The 22,471-nt window shown below is 50.7% G+C and carries 19 protein-coding genes and 1 tRNA gene; 10 read left to right on the top strand and 10 right to left on the bottom strand.

The features are described 5' to 3' along the window. Positions 1–53: 53 nt before the first annotated feature. The 9 genes from WC600_05925 to WC600_05885 all read left to right on the top strand — a co-directional run bounded on the left by WC600_05925 (position 54) and on the right by WC600_05885 (position 10,214). The gene (locus WC600_05925; protein MFA4902267.1) at positions 54–1,022 is read left to right on the top strand and encodes a hypothetical protein; all 969 of its coding nucleotides are present in this window, start codon (positions 54–56) and stop codon (positions 1,020–1,022) included. Between the two features lie 635 nt (positions 1,023–1,657). Continuing rightward, positions 1,658–2,668, top strand: a complete 1,011-nt coding sequence (locus WC600_05920) for a tetratricopeptide repeat protein (GenBank protein ID MFA4902266.1) — start codon at positions 1,658–1,660, stop codon at positions 2,666–2,668. A gap of 509 nt (positions 2,669–3,177) precedes the next feature. After that, positions 3,178–3,654 (top strand): transcriptional repressor, encoded by a 477-nt coding sequence (locus tag WC600_05915; protein MFA4902265.1) that lies wholly within the window; start codon positions 3,178–3,180, stop codon positions 3,652–3,654. Between the two features lie 239 nt (positions 3,655–3,893). Next, the gene (gene katG, locus WC600_05910) at positions 3,894–6,083 is read left to right on the top strand and encodes a catalase/peroxidase HPI (GenBank protein MFA4902264.1); all 2,190 of its coding nucleotides are present in this window, start codon (positions 3,894–3,896) and stop codon (positions 6,081–6,083) included. A 905-nt stretch (positions 6,084–6,988) separates the two neighbouring features. Beyond that, positions 6,989–7,189 (top strand): hypothetical protein, encoded by a 201-nt coding sequence (locus WC600_05905; GenBank protein ID MFA4902263.1) that lies wholly within the window; start codon positions 6,989–6,991, stop codon positions 7,187–7,189. A 19-nt stretch (positions 7,190–7,208) separates the two neighbouring features. Continuing rightward, entirely contained in the window at positions 7,209–7,367 is a 159-nt protein-coding gene (locus tag WC600_05900) for a hypothetical protein (protein ID MFA4902262.1), read from the top strand. Between the two features lie 180 nt (positions 7,368–7,547). After that, entirely contained in the window at positions 7,548–9,653 is a 2,106-nt protein-coding gene (locus tag WC600_05895; protein MFA4902261.1) for a pentapeptide repeat-containing protein, read from the top strand. A 199-nt stretch (positions 9,654–9,852) separates the two neighbouring features. Further along, entirely contained in the window at positions 9,853–9,987 is a 135-nt protein-coding gene (locus WC600_05890) for a hypothetical protein (GenBank protein MFA4902260.1), read from the top strand. Beyond that, positions 9,984–10,214: a hypothetical protein gene (locus WC600_05885; GenBank protein ID MFA4902259.1), complete on the top strand. Its 231-nt coding sequence runs from the start codon at positions 9,984–9,986 to the stop codon at positions 10,212–10,214. The genes WC600_05890 and WC600_05885 overlap by 4 nt, the downstream gene beginning before the upstream one ends. A gap of 337 nt (positions 10,215–10,551) precedes the next feature. On the opposite strand, the gene WC600_05880 is transcribed toward WC600_05885, so the two are convergent. The 5 genes from WC600_05880 to WC600_05860 all read right to left on the bottom strand — a co-directional run bounded on the left by WC600_05880 (position 10,552) and on the right by WC600_05860 (position 17,540). Beyond that, positions 10,552–10,962 carry a hypothetical protein gene (locus tag WC600_05880; protein MFA4902258.1) on the bottom strand — a complete coding sequence of 137 codons (411 nt, stop codon included), beginning with the start codon at positions 10,960–10,962 and terminating at the stop codon, positions 10,552–10,554. A gap of 575 nt (positions 10,963–11,537) precedes the next feature. Next, positions 11,538–12,605 (bottom strand): hypothetical protein, encoded by a 1,068-nt coding sequence (locus tag WC600_05875; GenBank protein ID MFA4902257.1) that lies wholly within the window; start codon positions 12,603–12,605, stop codon positions 11,538–11,540. 436 nt (positions 12,606–13,041) lie between these two features. Next, positions 13,042–14,961 (bottom strand): helix-turn-helix domain-containing protein, encoded by a 1,920-nt coding sequence (locus tag WC600_05870; GenBank protein ID MFA4902256.1) that lies wholly within the window; start codon positions 14,959–14,961, stop codon positions 13,042–13,044. 328 nt (positions 14,962–15,289) lie between these two features. After that, positions 15,290–16,063: an AAA family ATPase gene (locus tag WC600_05865; protein ID MFA4902255.1), complete on the bottom strand. Its 774-nt coding sequence runs from the start codon at positions 16,061–16,063 to the stop codon at positions 15,290–15,292. A gap of 313 nt (positions 16,064–16,376) precedes the next feature. Then, a complete protein-coding gene (locus WC600_05860) occupies positions 16,377–17,540 on the bottom strand; it encodes a sigma-54 factor interaction domain-containing protein (protein MFA4902254.1) in 1,164 nt (387 codons plus the stop codon). A gap of 477 nt (positions 17,541–18,017) precedes the next feature. On the opposite strand from WC600_05860, the gene WC600_05855 reads away from it, so the two are divergent. Next, the gene (locus WC600_05855; protein MFA4902253.1) at positions 18,018–19,133 is read left to right on the top strand and encodes a tyrosine-type recombinase/integrase; all 1,116 of its coding nucleotides are present in this window, start codon (positions 18,018–18,020) and stop codon (positions 19,131–19,133) included. Positions 19,134–19,148: 15 nt separating this feature from the next. Here the strand turns inward: WC600_05855 and WC600_05850 are convergent. The 5 genes from WC600_05850 to WC600_05830 form a co-directional block, all read right to left on the bottom strand. Continuing rightward, positions 19,149–19,236: transfer RNA gene (locus tag WC600_05850), tRNA-Leu, on the bottom strand. A 142-nt stretch (positions 19,237–19,378) separates the two neighbouring features. After that, entirely contained in the window at positions 19,379–19,954 is a 576-nt protein-coding gene (locus tag WC600_05845) for a hypothetical protein (GenBank protein MFA4902252.1), read from the bottom strand. Next, positions 19,918–20,595 (bottom strand): zf-HC2 domain-containing protein, encoded by a 678-nt coding sequence (locus tag WC600_05840; GenBank protein ID MFA4902251.1) that lies wholly within the window; start codon positions 20,593–20,595, stop codon positions 19,918–19,920. The genes WC600_05845 and WC600_05840 overlap by 37 nt, the downstream gene beginning before the upstream one ends. Further along, a complete protein-coding gene (locus WC600_05835) occupies positions 20,540–21,133 on the bottom strand; it encodes a sigma-70 family RNA polymerase sigma factor (GenBank protein ID MFA4902250.1) in 594 nt (197 codons plus the stop codon). Before WC600_05835 ends, WC600_05840 begins: the two co-directional genes overlap by 56 nt. Before the next feature lie 127 nt (positions 21,134–21,260). Further along, entirely contained in the window at positions 21,261–22,454 is a 1,194-nt protein-coding gene (locus tag WC600_05830) for an MFS transporter (GenBank protein MFA4902249.1), read from the bottom strand. Positions 22,455–22,471: the final 17 nt, after the last annotated feature.

Raw genomic sequence — 22,471 nt, 5'->3', positions numbered from 1 at the left:
CTCTAATATCCGGTGCAGGGAGCTCCGGGGAATTACCATCTGGAGGGGAAACCATGAGGGGATGGAAAGTCACACTTATCATCATCCTACTGCTCGTCTGGTGCACGGGTGCTTACTCACAGGAGGAGCCAGCCTTAGTCAAAGAGGAGTCGGTTGTCGCCAAGGAAAAAGCTGATGCCGCCAAGGAAGATGACCGCCTCCCCATCTATAAAAAAGGCTGGCAGTTCTTTCTGGCCCCGTATTTATGGGTTCCAGGGGCTCATCTTGACCTCAGCCACCAGGGTAGATTCAGGGGCACCACCGTGGCCGACGTCCCCTGGTATAACCTGGTCCCCTTGCTTTTCAGCAAAGTCATGGGAGGCATGGGCCGGTTGGAGATCTGGTATGGTAGATGGGGCTTGATATCCGACACCAATTTTATCTATATCGGCGATTCCATCAGTGCCGGCGGGGCCAGGGAGCTAAAAGGCCAGCTGCTTCCTGTTCCGGTGCGCCTGCAACTTTCGGGCAACCTTAAGCTTTGGTCTCGCCTCCTTTGGCAGGATGTAGGAGTGCGCTATCTCGTAGGAACCATACCTATCACTCCCGACAAGCCGGTTCCCGTGGCATCATTCGAGCTTTTGGGTGGTCTTCGTTACACTTACCTCAATCAGGACATCAGGCTGGGCCTGAATGCCACTCTAACCGATACTTCGGGCCAGGAGCTGGTAACCCGCGGCGGGTCACTGGTTAGTTCACTCCAGTTCTCGATTTTTGAACCTTTCCTGGGGATGCGGATTGGTTTCTGGTTTACGCCGAAGGTTAACCTGCTGCTCAGAGCCGACTGCGGTGGCTTTGGCTTTGTCGCTTACAACAACGTTGACAGTGTGCTTGAGGCTTTGCTGGGTTACCAGGTGCATAAAAACATTCGTATCTACGGTGGCTATCGCGGCCGTTATTTTTCGGGAAGTGGTAGCACTAAGGATATTGCGATCCACGGTTGGTTTCACGGCCCCTTGCTGGGGGCGGTTTTCAGTTTTTAGGAATGATTCTTTGATTATTATCACTCTTAAACCATGTTGTAATATTGACGAAAAGTTTGATGATAAAAGACGGATACCTGCTCTGATTCTTAACTTATTACCAGCTGAACAGATTTTTCATATATAGAACAGATCGACTCTTTTCGACCTCTGGATCACCCTCTTTCCAGCATGCAACATTGCACACCATCGGCAGAGACCTCTAAAATTCTTCCCCCCACATATGCACTGGGAAGATATGAAGTTCATAGGTTTTTCTTTTGCTGGACCGGTGATAAGTTCCTGGGCTGGCAAGCTATATTCTATTCCTCGTTCAGCGTTCATAACGGCACGCCAAGCCCAGGGAAAATCGATGACCTGCATCCTTGCCCTCCGGGATAGGGATGATTTTCTAAGTACAAAATAGAAGAATTTTCACCAGAAAAACTATTCTCGTCTTTTGACAAGAAAATACATGAACGAGGAATTTAATATGTCATAGAACCTGGCGCGCCCGGGCTACAAATGGAGCTTTACCGAGGTTCGTGCCCGCACCAAACCAGGAATCCACCGTCCCAGGTGACAATTTATGGTTTCAAAGATTTAGGCCGATATGACATTACCAGTCAGGTGTTTTTGAAAAGGATTTGTCTTTAATGTCTTCTCCCCTGAGCATTGAACGCCATAATCAACTCATAGCCAAATATTTCGTTCCATACATGGGCGATTATTCGGGTGTCGGAAGTGAATTGTCCTCGATTCTCGATCGGTTGGATGTAAATCGAGCATTATCTGTCGAGGACAAACAGTGGATCCGTGATAAAGGCATGTTCGATCTGTGCGAATTTGTTAGAAAGCTGGAAGAAACGGGAGAGGCTGATTTTAAGATGTTGCGCGCTAAAATTGAGGGACAAGAGAAAAGAAATATTCGCCGAAAGTTATGGCAAAAGTACGATATCTACCATGTCGAAGTTCATCATCTGTACCCGATGAAAAAGATTCTACTCAAACTTGAAAAGGGTGACAGGCTATCGGAAAAGAATGTGCTTTGGCTTTCTACTAATGGCTACTTTTTCAAATATCCTGGGATTAAGCGGAAATTTCATATAAATGAGGCGATGTGGTATCGCCGGTTTTTCGAAAAGGACAACGATCCCTGGCAAGCGGTAAATGCCAGTAGCCATTATCGAAAGGCAAATCTCCCAACTGAAGCACTCAAAGTTTTGAGCAAGATAGAGGTGACGAGCCAACGGAACAAGCATCTCAAATCGGCACTTTGTACAACCAAAGGGGCATGCAAGCGAGACTTACACCAATTCGATGACGCCATACAGTTGGCTGAGAGTGCACTTTCATTCGATCCCGATAGTTTCCATCCCTGCACACTTCTTGGTGTAGTGTATTACGAGAAAGGAAACTACAGCTTGGGTGATGAGTGGTTTGCCGAGGCGGTCAAGAGAGGTGCAAACATCGATGACGTGGACCATGAGCTTCACTCCATCTTTATGCGTGCTAACAAAGCCAAACAAGAAGAACTGAAAGGCTATCTTTTAAGTGTCGATTCTGTTCGCTACGGTTGGGTGAACAAACCCAGCCGTGGAAAAAAAGGAAACGGCAAAACAGCACATAACCGTTCAATCAACTTTGAAAATCGCGACCTCGGTTGACAGATTCCTAGATTCCGAAAATGCTCAACCAGGGTGAACATGCTATACTCAAGCTTACCGGGGAGTCGGACTACTACCTCGGCGGCTATACGGGCATGGGGCACTCTGTTTCTAACAGGGTGCCCTTGCTTTTTCAAAATGCCTGCTAGCCAGACTGTCGCCTCCCCCCTCTTCCATATCCACAGCATATCAATACTTTTTGACCTGAAGGGTTCCGGCTATTTCCTTCGGCTTCCTGACCTCCTTTAATCTTTAACATCTGAAATCGTCCTCCCCACAAAGACCCATGCAAGATATGGAGATCATTCATGCAGTTTTTGTTGGCCTGGTGATAAGGGAGGGGTTTGGCAAGTAATTCGCTAGACGCTATCTTATAAATGTTTCTTGAGATGCTGAGAGGAGGGGCATTTGCCTTCAAGTTGGACGTTCATGGTCGCCTACGATGTTAGCAGGTCCTTGACATCTAATTGATAGTTATTATTTATAGAGAAATAGTATAAGGGGGAGTTTTGGCTGATCCTCAAGAGCGTCTGGAACATATGATCAGGGTGCTGAAGGATAAAGGGTGCCGGCTTACGCCGCAGCGCATGACCATGTTGCGGATCTTATCTAAGAGTGAAGGGCACCCGAGCGCAGAGCAGATTTTCGAACAGATCAGAGCCGATTATCCCACAACCAGCCTGGCCACAATTTATAAGACTTTAAGTCTGCTAAAGAATGTGGGCGAGATCTTCGAAATTACTTTTGCCAGCATGGGGAGCCATTACGACGGCAATAAGCCCTACCCGCACCCCCATCTCATTTGCACCCAATGCGGTCAGATCCTTGATCCAGAGTACGAGGCCTTGGCTGGTATTTCTCAAGAAATAGCGCAGCAGACCGGGTATAAGATCACCCATCAGCAGTTGAACTTTTTTGGCCTTTGCCCCACGTGTCAAGGCAATCGCCAGAATAAAGAGGATATGGAAAAGAGCAAAAAACCTTAACCTACGACCTTTGGAATACGGTGGCCAACAATTAGAACAGCCTGACCGCGGGTGAGCGCGGGCTCGTCCTGAGGCAAGAGGTTCATCTCCTAAAGAAGTCAGCTCACATTGAGGTGCGAACGCCTTCCCGGATGGGTGGTGCCTACCAAGGGTGCGGGCGCCGGGGCTTTTTGAGGTTACCGAACCCCGTGCAAAGGAGGCACGGTGCATAAGTTCAGACAACGCAAGGAGGAAACTTTATGAATGAACATAGCAAACTCGTTACCTTGAGAGGTACGATGAACCGGGACTGGTGGCCGAACCAGTTGAACCTGAAAATTCTTCACCAGAACTGTCCTATGAGCAATCCCATGGGCGTGGAGTTCAACTACGCTGAGGAATTCAAAAAACTCGACCTGGAGGCCGTGAAGAAGGACCTCTATGCGCTGATGACCGACTCGCAGGACTGGTGGCCGGCCGATTTCGGTCACTACGGGGGGCTCTTCATCCGGATGGCATGGCACAGTGCGGGCACCTACCGCATCGGCGACGGCCGCGGGGGCGGGGGGTCCGGCGCCCAACGCTTTGCGCCCCTCAACAGCTGGCCCGACAACGTGAGTCTCGACAAGGCGCGCCGGCTGCTCTGGCCGATCAAGCAGAAATACGGCCGCAAGATCTCCTGGGCCGACCTCATTATCCTCGCCGGCAATTGCGCACTCGAGTCGATGGGCTTCAAGACCTTCGGCTTCGGCGGCGGGCGCGAGGATGTCTGGGAGCCGGATGACACCACCTACTGGGGGGCCGAACGCGAATGGCTGGCTACGAGCGACAAGCCCAAGAGCCGTTACAGCGGCGACCGGGATCTGGAAAACCCACTGGCCGCCGTACAGATGGGCCTGATCTACGTCAACCCGGAAGGGCCGGACGGCAACCCGGATCCCCTCCTGGCGGCCAAAGATATTCGCGAGATCTTCGCGCGCATGGCGATGAACGACGAAGAGACGGTGGCGCTCATCGCCGGCGGTCACGCCTTCGGCAAAACCCACGGCGCCGGCCCGGCGTCCCATGTGGGGCCTGAGCCCGAAGCCGCCCCCATTGAGGAACAGGGCCTTGGCTGGAAGAGCAGCTTCGGCACCGGCAAAGGCAATGACACGATCACCAGCGGCCTGGAGGTCATTTGGACCCAGACGCCCACGAAGTGGAGCAACAACTTCTTCCGGAACCTGTTCAGCTACGATTGGGAATTGACGAAGAGCCCGGCCGGAGCGCATCAGTGGCAACCGAAGGATAGCGCCGCCGCCGGTACAGCGCCGGATCCCCACGACCCGTCGAAGCGTCGGACGCCCAACATGCTGACCACGGACATTGCCTTGAAGGTCGACCCTATCTATGAAAAGATCTCCAGGCGCTTCTACGAGAACCCGGACCAGATGGCAGACGCCTTCGCCCGGGCCTGGTTCAAGCTGATCCACCGCGATATGGGCCCCCGATCACGCTATCTCGGCCCGGATGTGCCAGCAGAGGAACTGATCTGGCAAGACCCGGTGCCCGCAGTCGATCATGAGTTGATCGACGCGGCGGATATCGCCAACCTCAAGAAGAAGATCCTGGCCTCGGGCCTATTGGTTTCGGAACTGGTCTCCACCGCCTGGGCGTCGGCATCCACGTTCCGCGGCTCCGACAAGCGCGGCGGGGCGAACGGGGCGCGTATTCGTCTGGCGCCGCAAAAGGATTGGCAAGTCAACCAGCCGGCGCAACTGGCGAAGGTGCTCAAAACCCTGGAGGGTATCCAAAAGGAGTTCAACGCCGCCCAGTCCGGCGGGAAGAAGGTGTCGCTTGCTGACGTGATTGTTCTGGGCGGTTGCGCCGGCGTCGAGCAGGCCGCAAAGAACGCGGATCACGATGTGACCGTGCCCTTCTCGCCGGGACGTACGGATGCGTCGCAGGAGCAAACCGACGTGGAGTCTTTTGCCGTACTCGAACCGGTTGCGGACGGGTTCCGTAACTACCTCAAAACCAAATACGCAGTAACGGCAGAGGAACTGCTGGTTGATCGGGCGAACCTGCTGAAGCTGACCGCTCCTGAGATGACGGTTCTCATTGGCGGTATGCGCGTCTTGAATACCAACTTCGGACAGTCCCAGCACGGCGTCTTCACCAAGCGGCCGGAGACGCTCACCAATGACTTCTTCGTGAATCTGCTCGACATGAGAACGACGTGGAAGGCAACCTCGGAAGACGAAAACGTGTTCGAGGGTCGTGATCGCGCCACGGGCGAACTCAAGTGGACCGGCACCCGTGTCGACCTCATCTTCGGTTCGAACTCCCAACTCCGGGCCGTGGCGGAAGTCTATGCCTGTGAGGACTCCCAGGAGAAGTTCCTGCACGACTTTGCCGCGGTGTGGAACAAGGTAATGAACCTTGACCGCTTCGACCTCGCCAGATCGTAGCATAAACGTCTTCGAGGGCTTCTGAAGCGTATTCTGAACTGCAAATCGGATGATCAGAAAGCGATAACCGCCATGAGCTTACGGATGTTTTGAACGATCTACGGAGGCTATAACAACATATGAGGGCGGTGTTTCAATAGTCTGTAACGCCGCCCTTTCTTGAGGCCCTTGCAGTCTGCTGGTCACGTAATCGGAATCAAAAATACATAACAAAGCGCCTTAAGGTTGACACCTTCTGCGTTGCTCAAGGCGCACCTTAGGCGAGTGCTTCTTGGTAAAGTACCACTTGACGACCGGACAGGACATCGACTTTCTCACGCAGGCGGACGCCGACTACAACTGCGCTTCTACGCAGCCCAAGCGTCTCCCCGTTACTTTTTTTCGCCTTCCTTGTTGATTCCGGCTTATGACGGCATAGGTATGTCAGCACACAATCCAGCGCTGCAATTGGGGGTAGTTCTGCTGGGATTGTTGGAGACAGAGGGCAAGTGGGACCACATGGAACTCATTTCGATATGCAAATCATACCTACAAGTTATGCTGGTTCGATGATAAGGCAAGGCTTTGGCAAGAGAGGTTCTATTTTACCCCGCCACCAATCTGCACCACATTTGTTCCTGTCCACGGAAATGGGAGCTGCGATCATTGAAAACCCAAAGGGCAACTGACAGGCTTTCCCACAGGAAAAGCTCAGATAAAATTTCTTCTATTGACATCGATAGTGTGATTAGTTTAATTAAAGATTTATAATAAAATTATGCCGTATACGTTTATTTGATAAGTTCTTAGTAGTTATACGATATTATTCTGTAGACACCTTCTGTTCGAGACTTTTCATGTCTAATGGCCGATAGGCTTATGGCTTGATTAATAAAAAGCCTATGCAATTAATATCCTGCTTTTAAGTGATAGAGAGTGTCCCTCAGCCCAACGCAGAAATCGGCAGTGGACACCGTTTTGCGGCCGCGGCCACTAATCTGCCCGAGCTGGTGGTAACCCTGAGCGCCCTCCAGATCGGCGCAGTGGACCTGGCGGTAGGCAACCTTTTTCGGCAGCAACCTGATCAATCTGGCATCCTGGAAATTATGGGCTTTTATCTATGTTAAAGAGCCCTTATTGCAGGTAGTGTCCACCCTACACGTGGGCACCGGGTTGATGGGGATGATTACGACCGGCATTGCCGCCACGGAAATGATGTATCGGCCCCAGAAGAAGACCTTGTGCTGGATGAGTTCCGGGGCCTTCATCCTGGTATTTTTGTATGTTGCCCACATATTTGTATAAATGATAGCGGCGTGATGACCGCGCTCAGCTATCATGAATCATAACAGTGATTCCGTTAAAATTGCCGGCCAGGCTCGGGAGACTGGTTCTCGAATTCCCACCAGGAAGTCCGGATTAATATTTACCGGGACTACAAATCTTTCGGTCCATTTCCTTTTAATCACTAAAGAGGGTGATGATATGAAAAAGTCCCGACTGGCGCTCCTGGCGCTATGGTTAATTTTCTTAATGAGTAGCGCCAACCTGGTTCAGGCGCAGATTACGTGTAAGAGTTCCCCTGACCTGAAGCCGCTCTGGCCAGGGGAAGTGGAAGTTTTGAAACAGGTAGCGGGAGGGAACCCCGCGGATTTGAGAAAGCGGTTCGGGGAAGACGAAAAAAAACGGGAAATCAGAGGAAAATTTCTAGAGGTCCTATTAACTGGAGGGTTTCAGGGGCTAAAAGTCCATCGCCATGGAGTCTATTTAAGAAACGCCATCATTAACATCGATGACCGGATCGATTTGCGCTCTGCGGTGGTGCCCTACGAGGTGAGGCTGGTAGATTGCATTTTCCAAGGGGACGTGAACTTACAGGACAGCCTGTTTAAATGCAGCTTGCAGATTACCGGGTCGCTTTTTTTGGGGCAGGCCTATTTTCTGGGATTAGAGGTGGCAAAAAACGCTTATTTCAATAAGACTATCTTTTCTAGCCTGGTGAACTTTAATTGGGCCAGGATTGGCAATGAGTTCAGCTTGATAGAGGCGCGTCTGTTAAATCGGGGCAGATCATATTTCAATGGGATGCAGGTGGGTCAAAACGTCCTGAGCGACCATGCTGAGTTTCAAGGCCCCACGGAATTCAGGAATATGAACGTAGGCGGAAGTTTCGATATATCGGCGGCTATCTTTCACGGCGGAGCATATTTTGCTGGATCAACGATCAAACGGAGTTTCTGGGCAAGAAATGCTCGCTTTTTAAGCGAGAAAAATTACGCCAGTTTCCCCGGTCTCAAGGTCGGCAATGTGGCCGATTTTCAAGGAGCGTTGTTCAAGGGGCCGGTAGATTTTGACGGTGCGGATATTGGCCTGGTATTGCTCTGCGAGAAAGCGAAGTTTCTGGATGTAACCAAAGGGCTGGAGTCCATTGGTTTGAAGGTCGGCACTTTCGCAAATTTTGAAGACGTAATTTTTGCTGGGCCGGTAAATTTTGACGGGACCGACTGTGCCGGACAGTTTAATGCCAGCAGGGCTCAATTTAACAGCGACAGGGAAGCGAATTTCCGCAACCTCAAGGTGGGGTCACTGCTTCAGTTCACCGACGCCCTGTTCAATGGCCCGGTTAGTCTGGCGGGTGCGAGGATCGGCGAATTGAAGGCTGATGTGGTGCAAGGGGCGGTTTTAACGGGGGGCGTCTTCCGCGGGCCGGTTGACTTAAAGGATGCTCACCTATCCGATCTTTCCGTTATCGGCACATCAAGCCTGAAAAGAGTATCCTCACCGGGGATAGCAGCCATTTCTGACTTATATCTGGAACGTGCGGTCGTGGATCGGGATATCCACTTTGAAAATGTCAGATTAAATAGATTAATGGCCGCCGGTCTTCAAGCAAAGGGGCAGACCACCTTAAACGGTCTGAGTATCGAAACCGAAGCTGACTTGAGGAATAGCCATTTCGCCAACCTGAAGATACTGGGAGTTGAATGGCCCCAGGATAAAGACAAGGTGCGATTTTCCGGGATGATATACAACTTCATTGCCACGGCGGAAGGCCCGGGCAGGCTGCAGGATTGGCGCAAGTTAATCGCCTGGGTGCATCACAGCAGCTTTGATAACCGGAACTACCTGCAGCTCCAGTCATTCTTCGAGCAAAATGGGCACCAAAGCCTGGCGGATGAGGTGTTCATCGATATGAAGCGGCAGGAGACCTGGCCCAATAACTGGGTGGAGTGGCTGAACCCGGCAGTATGGGCCAAGGTGGTGTTCTGGGATTTTCTGGCCGGCTACGGCCGCAAACCCTTCAGGATTTTCTGGGCTGCCCTGGCCATCGTCATTCTGGGAGCTTTTTACTACGACCCCCATAATCTCAAAGAAATTGACTGGCCGCAGAAAAGCCGGTTCTATGGCATCCTGGGAAGATTTTTGCTCAGTTTCGAGCAGTTCACCCCCATGGTGGACCTGGGGATGCAAAAAAAATGGAAACCGGACAGAATTTCTGGCCGCTTCACGGTGTTCATCTACTTTCAGAGGCTGGCGGGCTGGATTCTGGTGCCCATCTTCCTGGCGGCCATTTATACAAAGTTTAAATGAGGAGGCCTTGGGGATTATTCTGGCCCTGACGCCGGATCAGGTGGCTGGTGCATCCTGGAGGTGGACATCGGGTTTCGGTTCGCTCCCCACTCCACGGGGCCATGGGTTATTCCATCGGCCCCCGCGGGAGATCGGCACATCCACACCATCTTTAACGTCCTAAGGCCCCTGACCAACTGAGCCCGCGGCAACATCCAGGGTGCTGGGGGGCTATGACGCCCGCTTCACCGAGCCTCTGGTCCAGGTGTTGGGCAACCTGGGGGGCAAAAGCGCCTTTGTGGTCTTCGGCGAGGACTCGTTCGACGAAATCAGCCTCGTGAGGCCCACCCGGTGAGCCAGCTTAAAGACGGTACGGTTCGGACCTATAATATTGCTCCCGAAGATTTTGGCCTGAAGCGGGCGACTTTGGCGGACATCAAGGGCGGTGACGTCTTTGACAACACTCGCATTGTACGCAAAGTCCTGAAAGGGAGGTGGTTATCTATGTGGAAGGGGAGCAAACTTTTTCTTACCGACATGGACAGGACTGCTTTGAGCCGCCAGGTTTGGTGCATTTATTAACCAAAAATCCTCACAACAACCAGCGCACCCTATTCTTGGGAGTAATTATGGGGAAGAAGGCAAACCATCCAAGCTGCCAATTAGCTGATGTAAACATCTTGGGGAAATAAAATGTTGAAGCTTCTTTTGTATCCCATGATTGAATGTTACTGCTCTTTATGCGCAGCCAGTCAGGTAATAATTGATACCAGATATGGTTATCATAGGTGGCAGTTGCTCCAGCCAAATATTGTAAATTCTGCAGGCATGAAATGAAACCATAAGCCTGTCTGGCAACGGTAAAAAGGGAAGAGGGGCAAGCTCCACCAACAAATGGCCCAACTCTCCCCACTGTAACTTATAGTTGTTTAGACCTCTGGCAATGAGACTTTGGCTTTCTCTTGGCCTGCGACCAACAATTGAACACCCGTTTCAGTTCATTGAGCCAGCACCACATGATGTTGGAGGTGTTTTTCCCGAGCTGAGTCGCCAAGTAAAGGAACTCCAGGTCTGGTTGCCTTTCGCCAGCACTGTAAACGACAACCGCAGACAGCATCCCTCTCCCAGCCGCGTTTTCTTCAGCGCCAATCTCCTGGAGCAACGTCCGCAGCGTCAGAGAATCCGGATCAAACTTGATGGCAGGCACCCGGACTGCAAGCTCAAAATAGGAAATGACGTCCCGCGCCTTCGCCCGACCAATCAGCACAGCTTTCACTTCTTGCTTCGCCTGGCGCCAGTCTTTTCCTAGATAATCACATTTCAGTTCCATGACAGACCTCCGTATGAATAGATTGCTTGTTCAAACGGGGTCTGTAGACTGAGGTTTTAGGGCCAATTGCGGCGATTAGCGGTTCCTGGTTACCGCTTTGTCAACAGCGGTGAGCAGACCACCGCAACTGAGAAATCCGGGAGTCAGCCACACACAAGTGGCAAAAGTCCCTAGCTGGTGGTCTGAGGCATTGAAAAGCTATGGTCGGCGGGACTACATGGCAGTTTTGGGGTATTCCGGGTGGGCTTTGGCAGTTCAGCGGCGAAAACGGTTGGGGTCAGGGGCCACTTTGGCGGGACCAGTGGCACACTCACGCCAAACCAGGGGTACGAAAGTTGGCCGGGGCAGACAAAAGCCAAAAACACCCCTCTTGCACAAGTAAATCCGGGGGTCAAACAACAACGACAAAGCCAATGGCATGTAGCATTTCACCAAGCTGTGGGCAAAGTACAGTTCACTTGCTGGAGTTATGGAATGTCAGGTAGAATTACAGAGTAACAAGGAAGGGCTCAAGTAGTTGATTTAAGTGTTACACATATACTATTGCTTATTATACTATGGCTTTTGCAGCAACATTATTTGACGATTCGGTAAGATCCTCTGCCCCAATGTTTATCAAATGCCTCTGCAGCCTCAATGATACGCTTTTTAAGGACCTGCATTCTTTGGTTATCTTCAACATACTGAATGACGTTCTTGACCTTGTCTTTATCTTTGGCTGATAATACCTCTTGCATGAAACTTTCCAGGTTCCCCTGACCGTCCTCGGATAGGTAATCATCCCAGTCTTGCGGCAATTCTGAGGAGAACTTGAAGTTTTTGAACTGAACATACTCCGAAGCAATATCGGCAAACTTAGGGGCCATCAGCAATTGTTTCAAGGTGCTGAGGCCGTATTTCTTGGTAATTGCTAAGCGTTTGAGCTTAAATTCAATGCGGACTCGGTCTACGTCTTCGTGACGCCATTCTTTGGTGCCAGAGAGTTTCTTTGAGTCTGGGCCCCGCTCGTAGACCTTAATATGCTTCCCTGATTTTTTCCCCATTTGAATATAATAAACTGCGTTACTTTCCCTCAAGTCTTTCAACCAATCTTGCCACCCAAAGAACTTTCCACCAACCATTGAGGTAAGTTTCGCATTTCTTCTATAGAGGTAGCGTCTTAAAAGATAAAATATGTCAGCGACGGCCTCAGGATTTTTGCAATAGTGGTCGATCGCATATTCGAGTGAGTATATTTTTAAGTTAGGAAGAGACTTACGCAGGTAGTGAAGCATGTCATAAGTCGAATCAGCGGTGGCGATTATACAGGAAGGTCCAAAAGTTTTACGCAAGGAAAATATATCGACTTCACCCTGTTCGAGTTGTATATTGGCCTTATATGAGTAGCTAGAAAATGCCCGTGTTTTATTAGGAATCCATTTGATTTCCTGGTTTCCCATCGCTCGTTCTAGCTTCTCGGAACCATATAATCCGGAGAAGACAGACCTATGAATTAATACCTTTAGTTCTGTAATGCCTCGTAAGGTGGTATTTATTATTCTCTGCTGCAGACGTTTGCCAGAGTTAATTTTATGCTGCTCATGCTTTGATATAATCCGAGGCCCCTTCCTTCTCTTCCCCGCTCTTTCCACTTTTTTCCCCACTTAATGAGATATCTGGTTTTCTGACTCAATAACCTGCCAGCGATTTGTTAATCTTACAAAAAACAATCAAACCAGGAATGGAAAAAAAATAAAAATCTGTACCACATCCGGTTTTTCGGATACAAGGTTTTATTGAGCTGCCCTGGTCTCGACAGGGCTGAGGAAATCGTTTGTGTCCGCGCCTACCACTGCTGGTTGATGGTGTCCACGAAGCCTCCTCCGTCTTTCTGATCACCTTCAGGTTCCGATACAAGGCCGTAGGTGTTCTGTCCCTTGAGGTCTTGATGAAGCGTCAAGGAAAACCGGCTAAAGATGCTTTATGGTGGTTAGACGGGATGTCTACCGCATCACATCCATTGGGAGATTGGGATGGCAGCCCATCAAAAGCTGCCACCCCTGTATTATTCAAGCCAATTTACACCAAAACTTTAGCAGTTCACCGGTCCCCTTTGCCGGGTTTTTTCTTTTTCCAGTGTGCCTTGAGCTCCTGTGGTGACGGGAGAATGTCCCTGGTTGACGGAAGGGGGTTGTCTAGAACATATTTCGCCGGCCTTCCGCGCCTATCTTCGAGGTTCCGGATATAACCCTTCTCCAGGGCCTCTTTTACCCCCCGGGAAACGTTTGACTTGTTGATCCCAAGATTCTGGACTAATCTCTTCCCAGAAATTCCCTGGAAATCATGTGCTTCGCTGGCCTTATTGATCGCCTCTACCAGTTCCCTTATGTGTTGCGGGACAGCGGTCTCATGAGCCAGTTGAAGGTGGCCATGTATGAGCTTATAAACCCGGGAATAATCGATTAGCTTGGCGATGAGTTTTCCAGCCGGGTCACGGTCGCGGTTTAACTGGTGCAGCAAAGCATGCGCCTTGATCAGGTTACAGACCTTGGTAAAGTCCCTCCGTATCCTCAAGACAACCGGGTTTATCAACTCTGCCAAGGCCGGAGCATAGGGGATGATAACCCGCTGATCGGATTGCCTGAGCCATTCTTGAAACTCGTGCCAGGGCGATAAATCCACCTCCCCCCCAACCCCATTTGGGTCCGATGAATTCACTTCCCCTCCAGCTTCTTCCGCCTGGCCCACCAGAATTTGTCTGGTCTGGTTTGGGCTCACGTTGATAGGGATTGAGAGAAGGCGGTTTTCCTGATCCTCCCCGATGAACTTCAAGGTGGTGGTCAGGATAAGACCGGTAGGCCCTTCTTTCTCGATTGTCTTACTCGCGCGTCCCCCAGAGACATTTCCGGTAACCATGTACTTGATTCTCCCTTCGCTCAATAAGGTCCTGATCAGGTACCTTACTGACGGGTTCTCCAAGCCAGCCGCTTCATAAATCCATAGAAACCGATGTTCAAAAGATGCTTCGGCGTAAATGAGAGCCTTCTCCGACATTGATGTTAAGTCAATATAGGCGTCCGAGGGAAAGAATTTCAGGACTCCCCCGGTGGTATACGATTTGCCTCCGCTCGAATCCCCTTTCACCACCACCGAAACCGGTTCAAGGAAGAAGCGGGTGGTGACGCAGAGGTACATTAACTTACACCCATGCTTCTCCCCGATGATGCCGCATTTCCTTAGGTCGTCGGTGAACAGTTTCAGGATGTTTTTGCTCTGGGCTATGTGGTTGATTGCCTTCATATCTATCGGCCGCAATGGGGTTGCTGTCTTGAGGGCTTTTTTGAACCGCCCCTGGAACTCCTTCGGCGCCGCAAGGTAAAGAGTGCTCGGGTCCCGGTGCTTGCCCAGGTTCACAACCTTGATACGGCCGCAAAGGGATGACTCCTTCAGCCTGGTCAGGATGCCTTCTCCACCATGGTCTGGAGGAATGACCACGTAGATCGTCGGTATGCCCTCCAGGTGGCTTGACTCCCAATCTTTCTTCCAGGTGTTTGGTCCGGGTATCCCAAGGGCCGGGAAATCTTTGTACCAGAGGGTATGGCAAGCGCTTTCTTCTTCGACCAGAACGACAAATCCGGCTTCCTTGGCCTCGGCCAGTTTCCAGAGGCCGTAAGGGATCTCCTCGTCCTGTTTTGCCCATAGAAACTCCCCATGGGCCCTCAGAGTGGTCCGATACCTGGTGTTGATGATATTTCCGTCTACGCCATAATAAGGAAGGGATAGGTTCCGGATTCCATGGGAGATGGAGTTAGCAAGCCCCAGCCCCTTGAGAAATTTCCGGGGTAATTGAGTAACCAGGGCATATTCCTTTAAGGAACAACCCTTAGTGTTGCGCGGTTGCGCAGTTTTTGAAGTGGCATGCTTCATGGAGAAATCTCCTATTTGAGTTACGTTGCCTGTAGCCGAGATATCCTTGTGCTTACATCCAGGAGTATTGGCAAAGGGCAACATGATGAACAATCAATGGCGCGGCCCTGCTATGGAGATTGGTACAAATCGTACATTTCCACATGAAACCGATTTTTCTTGGTGACACCTGACTTACCTTTGAAAAACCGCGCAACCGCGCAACACCCTTCCACATCGGTGTTAAACGTTCATCTTTACCATCCATTACCCTCCAGTTCAGGCCAATAAAGTCCACACCATCCATGCTCGTGTATCTAACGATCGGTGCCAACTGGCCCCTGACACGTCACAGCGGCATGCCAGGGGCCTTTGGCCGACCAAATCAAATCCACCAGTGTGATGCTTGCTTAAAGCAACAACTCACACTGAGGCATGGTGTCTAGAGATCGTCAAGGAAGCTCTCCACGATCTGTTTGGCCAGCAGCTGATTGCTTAAGGCCTTCTTGTCCACGGATAGGGCCGTTCCGAGCACCCCCATCAGCTCGATAGAAGCTCTCGGCTGGCCATCACATTGATCGATAATGTCCAGCAAATACGGCCGTAAAAGGCGGGCAATATCTCGACCAAAATCCTTCCGAGCTATTTCCCGGAGCCGGTTTTGGAGGGCCGCTGGAGGTGGATAGGTTAGCGCCAACTGTACGCACCGGCCGGCTATTGCCTTTGGCACCTTATTGGGCTCGGATGTGCAGAGTATCCAATAGGTGAGGGCGGGCGGCTCTTCAAGAGGTTTAAGCAAAGCGTTGTGAGCTTCAGAAGTAGCTCCTTGGATCTCATCTAGGATAAGGATCCGAAAATTTTGCCGAGGAGTAAGGTTTGACACCCGGATCAATTGCCTCATGTCATCGAGTCCCCTCCGCATCGTACAGTTAACTTCGATGATGCTCCCACACCCTTGTAATGGCATCTGGCACGAGGGGCATTGTCCGCAGGGATTAAATCCCTCTGTCAGTTGGCTACAGTTAAGGGTTCGGGCGTATATCCTGCCGGTGGTGGTCTTGCCGCCTCCAGTTGGGCCAGAAAGCATTATCGATTTAGGGCGATTGGGGTTTTTTTGGTACGCTTTTAAAACCCTCTTCACACCCTCGTTTCCTAACAACTCGTCGAAATTGTTAGGCCGATAGCAGGCTGGAAGGTTGTAATTTAATTCTTCCATGGTCTTGTTTCTCCTTCTCTGAGGTGTTCACTCGTTTCATATGAGACTCAAGGAACGTTAGAATTAAAGAGAGCGCCCTCTTCCCTGTTAAGTTGTTAGTACTCACTGAGCCGGCGTTACCAACAAGGCCCACCTTTAAAACCGGTCAACCTCCTCGCACCCCGTCAGGGGGTGATGACGACGCGTCCGCAAAAATAAAAAGCAAGTGGCATGCCACTTGATAAGTAGCTTAAATAATTACTTTATTTAATGGGTAAATTTTTTGGGAAGAGATTTTTATATTATGGGAAGAATTAGGAATGAGAAGAGAAGGCTATTTTTTTCGATCAAGGTTAACATATTGATAGAATTCAAAAAAATTAATAAATTCTGGGTATAACTTCATGGGTTCCCTCGGTAGCTTTCTGCAATCTGTCTCATCATTACCAATCGTTATGTTTCTCCCCTCTGGCAAACTATATCCGAATCGTTCTCTGAAAATCTTCGGGGTTAAATTCTCATCCCTTATATGTAACACATCCCTTGTCGCCACTTTGGTTAATTTGGCATAAGATAAAAGAGTAATAATTTCATACAGGTCCACAATTTTCTTAAGGTTCTTAATGTGCATTCTGTTAAAAACAAATGTTGAATAAAGTATATCCTTTTCATATGATTCGTTAACGACATAATTAGATAAATAGCCTTTCCAATAACTGGACTCTTGTGCCTTAGCTTCCATTCCATTGCTAATTTTAAGTTGCTCCGCCAAACGCATCCTAATATAACCCCTTACATAAGAAGAGCTGTGTTCGACGAGATTTAATAATTCGCGTACATTTCCAGGAAAACCATATGAATATAATAAACATTTGGTCCTAACATTAATATTCCTATTAAAGTAATTAACATAAAAAACAACATCATCATATCGATTTTTTAATGCCTCAGTTATTATCATGTGTTGATTCATTCGGTAATAAAGATCTTCTTTAAAATGACCTTCAGAACCCGTAGCCAAATTTGTTTTATTAGTTGCAAATATGATTCTGATATTGGTTTTTTTTAATTCATTGCCACCCACCATCCTATATGCTCTCTCTTCAAGGAATCGGAGAAGCATAACTTGGTGATCCGGCCGGAGATTCCCAATTTCATCTAAGAATAGAGTCCCTCCTTCGGCTTCAGCTACTTTCCCCTTCATATCCTGATAAGCCCCGGTAAAAGAACCTTTTTTATGTCCAAATAATTCACTAATGAACAGTTCGGACGGAATTGCGGCGCAATCAAGAGATATAAGAGGACCTGTATTACGCTGACTCTGTTGATGAATGGCTCTTGCCACCAGTTCTTTTCCAGTTCCTGAAGGTCCCAAAATCAAAACATCCTTATCCCCCTGAGCCGCTTCCTTGATATTTCTCCGAAGACTTTTTATATGCTTGGATACTCCAACAATTTCATCGCCAGTTGCCTTTATTTTAGCCACCTCAGAGCCCATACTTTTTTCCTCCTATTTTGACTATGCGTCGAAGCTCTTCCACAAGCTAATCTAGGTTCATTTAATAGCCTTTGAGGTTGGAATTCCTACCAAAGCTTTCTCCCCCAGGATTTGAGCTCTTCCCAAAATATGCTGAACTCTTCCCAATTTTTTCGCTATTATAAATGATTCATAATATCAATGAGTTAGTGATAGGCATGTTTGTTGCTTTTTAACAGACAAATGCGATTTCGACTAAAGATTCAAGATACCCTAAAACCATTAATCAATCAGGTCAATGAAATTCTGAATGTACTGTCCAGTAGCTGGATATCAAAATGGTTGAGTTTGACAAATTCTCTAAAACCAACATAATGACTCCTGAGGAGGTCGCTCGGTACCTTCGGAAAAGCCAGAGCTGGGTCTATAAGCACTGGCAGGTACTGGGAGGCAGGAAACTTGGGGGTTCTCTATTCTTCCCTGGGAAGGAGGACCTCTATGAGCGTCTATTTTCAGAAGGGCAGAGGGTGGAAACACGACTTCACCCTCAACGGACAGAGGTACACGTCCCGATATTTCAAAACCAAAAAGGAGGCAAAACAGGCAGAAATACAAAAAAGAGAAGAGGTCTTGAACCCACCCCCAGCGAAGCCGGTGGAGACAATCTCAACCGACATAACCTTCTTGGACCTGGTGAATAGAAGGTTAGATCACGTTAAAGCTTATCACTCGGCCACTTATTACCACGTGTATCAAAGCTCGGCTCGAAAATGGGTTAGGCAGTGGAAGGAACTCAGTTGCAGTGAAATTTCCCGGGATATGGTTGAGCGGTTCATCCTGGATCGTAGCCGAGTTTCGGCCTTTACTGCCAATAAGGAAATCCGCTACCTCAAAGCCATGTTTAATTTTGGGAAAAAGAAGGGCTGGGTTACCGACAACCCTGTTGTTGGCTTGAGTTTCCTGCCGATGGCCAAGAAGCTTAAATATATACCTGCGCTGGAAGATATCGATAAGTTGATCGCCTTGGCTGATCTGGAAGTCCAGGATTATCTGTGGCTCTTAAGGGACACTTTTGCTCGGGTCAGTGAAGTCAATCGCCTATCTTGGGATGACGTAAACCTCGAACAGAAATATGTGGTGCTTTATACCCGCAAAAAACGGGGTGGGCATTTGACTCCAAGGAAAGTGCCGATGACCCAGAAAGTTTTCGATATCCTTTCCCGCAGGTTTTCAGAACGGGAAAGAAATATCCCCTGGGTCTTTTGGCATAGTTATGTGGATCAATCAAGTGGTGAGAGGGAGGTTGGTCCGTTTAAAGATCGGCGGGAAGTTTTGAAAAATCTTTGCGCCAAGGCCGGAATAAGACGGTTCGGTTTCCATGCGTTAAGACATGCCGGAGCTTCATTGATGGACAACTGCAACATTCCCCTTGGGTCTATCCAGCGGATTTTGGGTCACGAGAACCGAACCACTACTGAAATCTATCTACACTCCATCAACCAATCTGAGTTTGCAGCGATGGCCGTCTATGAACAAGCCAGGGGAGAGTCACACTCAGATTCACACTCAATTAAAGGAAAGGGTTTTAGGCCTGACGACCTAAAACCCATCTAACTTACTGAAATTACTTGGTGCCGGAGGCCGGACTCGAACCGGCACAAGGTTGCCCTCGGAGGATTTTGAGTCCTCTGCGTCTACCAAATTCCACCACTCCGGCAACGTTACTATTTTAGCTTTCTGAACCATGATTTTGCAAGTAGGACGATAAAAAAACTGGCAGAAGACCTGCAAATCTCAGGTCCTTACCAGTTTTCGAGCATTGATAATGGCAGAAATCTTGGTTTTCTGGCGCCCTGCCCTTACTGGGGGGGACGAGACACAGGGATCTCGGATGGCCGGAAGGCTGGCGCCCCCATGCCGCCGGGTCCGCCTGCACCTCCGCTGGGACCGCCCATGCGGCCAGGTCCGCCCGAACCACCCGTACCGCCTTTGATGTTCCGGGCCTCCCGCACCAGGCCCATAAGATAAATAATATAACGGGCTTGCTGTACCGGGGTGAGAAGGGCCGTTTCCTCTTCATCCTTGCGCTGTTGCAGATTGAGCATTTCCAGGCGCTTGCGCTTCATGTCGCTGAGAATCACCTTAATTTCCTGCTCCGAGGGGCCGGGCTGGTTCATGAGCTGCTGCAGGCGCTGGAAATCCGTCTTCATGCCCGTGATTAGCTGGCGACGAATCGGCTTATAGCGCTCATCGATGGCCAGCAGTCTGTTTACCGTCTGCTGATCGACTCCCAGGGCTGGTCCCAACTGTCCCCGCTTGACTTCCATGAGACGATCTTGAAAGCCGCCGCCAAATTCATGGCCCGGCTGCCCCCAAGCCGAGCTTATGCCGGCCAGCATTAGCCCCAGGAGCACAAGGCAAATTTTTCGAGGCATGACCCATCCTTCGCACGTTGATGCATTTTCTTGAGAAATATTTCCTTCTCCTGGTCGGTCATTCCCGCCAGCTCCGAATCCAGATCCCAGCCGGAAATATCTACCTCCTCCGCCGGGAGGGTCGCTCCTTCCTCCAGGGCTACTGGCACGAACTGCTCCACCTCGCCAAGCGGTACAGCAGCCGCCGCTGGTGGCGCCGGCGCCCGTTTGGGAGCCGTCGCCATCTCTAAGGCCCTTTCCTGTTTAACTTCCGGCATTATCAAGGCCTGATTTTGCACCGGGGCACCGGGCCCCGTGAACTGTACCGCCACCCATAGCAGCAAACCCGCCAGGGCCGGCGCTCCCACAAGGTAGGGCAACTTGAACCACCGGCGAGCAGACGGCACAGGTGCGGTCTCGTGCGCGGCCTGGGCCAACTTCAGATGCATATCCCGGGAGAAGTCGCTCCAGAATTCTGATCCGGGCTCCTTAGCCGGCGCCGCCTTAATGGCGGTGACCACTTCCTTGAGTCCCGCTAATTCCCGGCGGCAGATGGCGCATTGGGCCACATGGGCGTGCAGCCACCGCTTCCCCCACCCCGGGAGATCACCGTCGGGATACTCTGGAAGCCACCGTTGTAGAAGGGCGCATTGCCACCTCATGCTCGTCCTCGCTCTGCATATGTTTCTTTAAAGTTTTTAATGCCTGACAGTAATTGACTCGGGCAGCTCCGGCAGTCCCGCCCAGAATCTGGCTAATCTCTTGATAGGACAGGCCCTGCTCGATTTTTAGGGTGATCACCGCCCGCTGCTTGGCGGGCAATTGCGCCATCGCCGCGTGGAGACGCCGGCGGTCGTCCTGGCTGACCAGATCCTCTTCCGGAGAGGCCCCCTCCCCTGCCAGGTTCAGCTCATCGCAATCTATCGGGTCACCAAACTTTCTACGACCCTTTAAAAAATTGTAACACTGGTTAATGGCAATGCGAAAGAGCCAGGTGCGAAACTGTGCGTCCCGGCGAAAGCTCTTAATGTGGATAAAGGCCTGGAGAAAGGCCTGTTGGGCCAGATCCCGTGCCTCCTCCGCATCGGATACCATGCGGCACGCCAAGCCGTAAACCTCTCGCTGGTACTTCTTCACCAGTTCTTCGAAGGCTGGAAGATCTCCCTCCTGGGCCTGGGCCACGAGCTGATCATCAGTCATGGGCTTTCTTTACTGGTTTCATTGATATAGACCACACCGTGTCAAAAATGTTAAGAGTATTTTTATCATTTTGATAAAATCTCGCTGAGTTCCTTGAGAGCGAATCCCTAACGCTTATTATCGCGGATCAGACGCCGGTACTCAACTCTTCTTCGAGCTTAGCACCATCCGCAGGTTCCCGCATTTCCTTAAAGCCGGTAACCAGAGGCACGGTCAGCATCACCAAGCCCAGGCCGGCAACCCCATACCAGCCCGCCAAACCATAAGCATAGCCGCTCAGGGTGATGCCGACGGCACCTCCCAGGTAATAAGATAGGACATACAGGGAGTTGGCCCGGCCGCGACTGCCGGTAAGTCTCCGGTTCAAGGCGCCCGCCGCCGAGGCGTGAATCGAGAAAAAGCCGGCGCAGACCAGCATCAGGGCCACCACTATGGCCAGGATCGATTTGATCATGGTTAGGGCAATGGCCAGGGCAAAGACCAGCGATCCCAACACCATGGTGCCGCCGTTGCCGATGCGGTTACTGAGCTTGCCTGCCATGGGGCCGGTGAAGATCCCGATGAGATAGGCCAAGTATAACAGGGTGATTAATTGGGTGGAAGCATTGAAGGGCGGCTGATGGAGATAAAATGGCAAGTAATTGAAGATGGAGGAAAAAACGAAAAATCCCCCAAAGGCCACCTGGAATGAGCGCCGCAACTTCACTTGCGACAGCAGGGCCAGAAACCCGTCTCCCTGCGTATCGTCCTCGCTGGCCAATTTCCCCCGCGGCAGCCACCGCACCGCGGCTAACGTGGCGATGAGCACCAGGATAGAAGCAGTGACGAAGGCATAGCGCCAATGCAGGGGCGGATGAATCCAGCCTCCCAACAGACGGCCGCCCAGACCGCCGGCCACCGTGGCCGACACATATGAGCCCATAACCACATTCAGCCGTTCCAGGGGAAGATTGGTGGACAGGTAAGCCGCCAGGCAGGTGGTCAGAGCGGGAACAAACAGGCCCTGCACAAACCGGGCTCCCACCAGGAGGGGCAGACTGGAGGTGACCGCGCAAAACAGGCCGCAGGCCACCACCACGCCGCCTCCCACCAGAATGAGACGCTGTACCGGGAAGCGGTCCGCCAGCATGCCGAAGGGCAGGTTGGCCAGGGAGATTCCCAGGATCACCGCCGACACCGTGTACGAAGCCTGGGAGGGGTTGACGCCGAACTCCCGCTGCAAGATGGGCAGTACCGGTTGGGTGATGTACACCGTGGTGAGGGCCGCGGCCACCAGACCGAATACCAGGGCTTGGAGGGTGAAGAAAGACTGCCGGTTCATAAGGATAGGCCGATGAG

This window comes from Desulfobaccales bacterium, assembly GCA_041648175.1.
GTDB lineage: Bacteria > Desulfobacterota > Desulfobaccia > Desulfobaccales > 0-14-0-80-60-11 > 0-14-0-80-60-11.
Note: the sequence above shows the minus strand (reverse complement) of the source record. Positions and strands in the feature narration are given on the sequence as shown.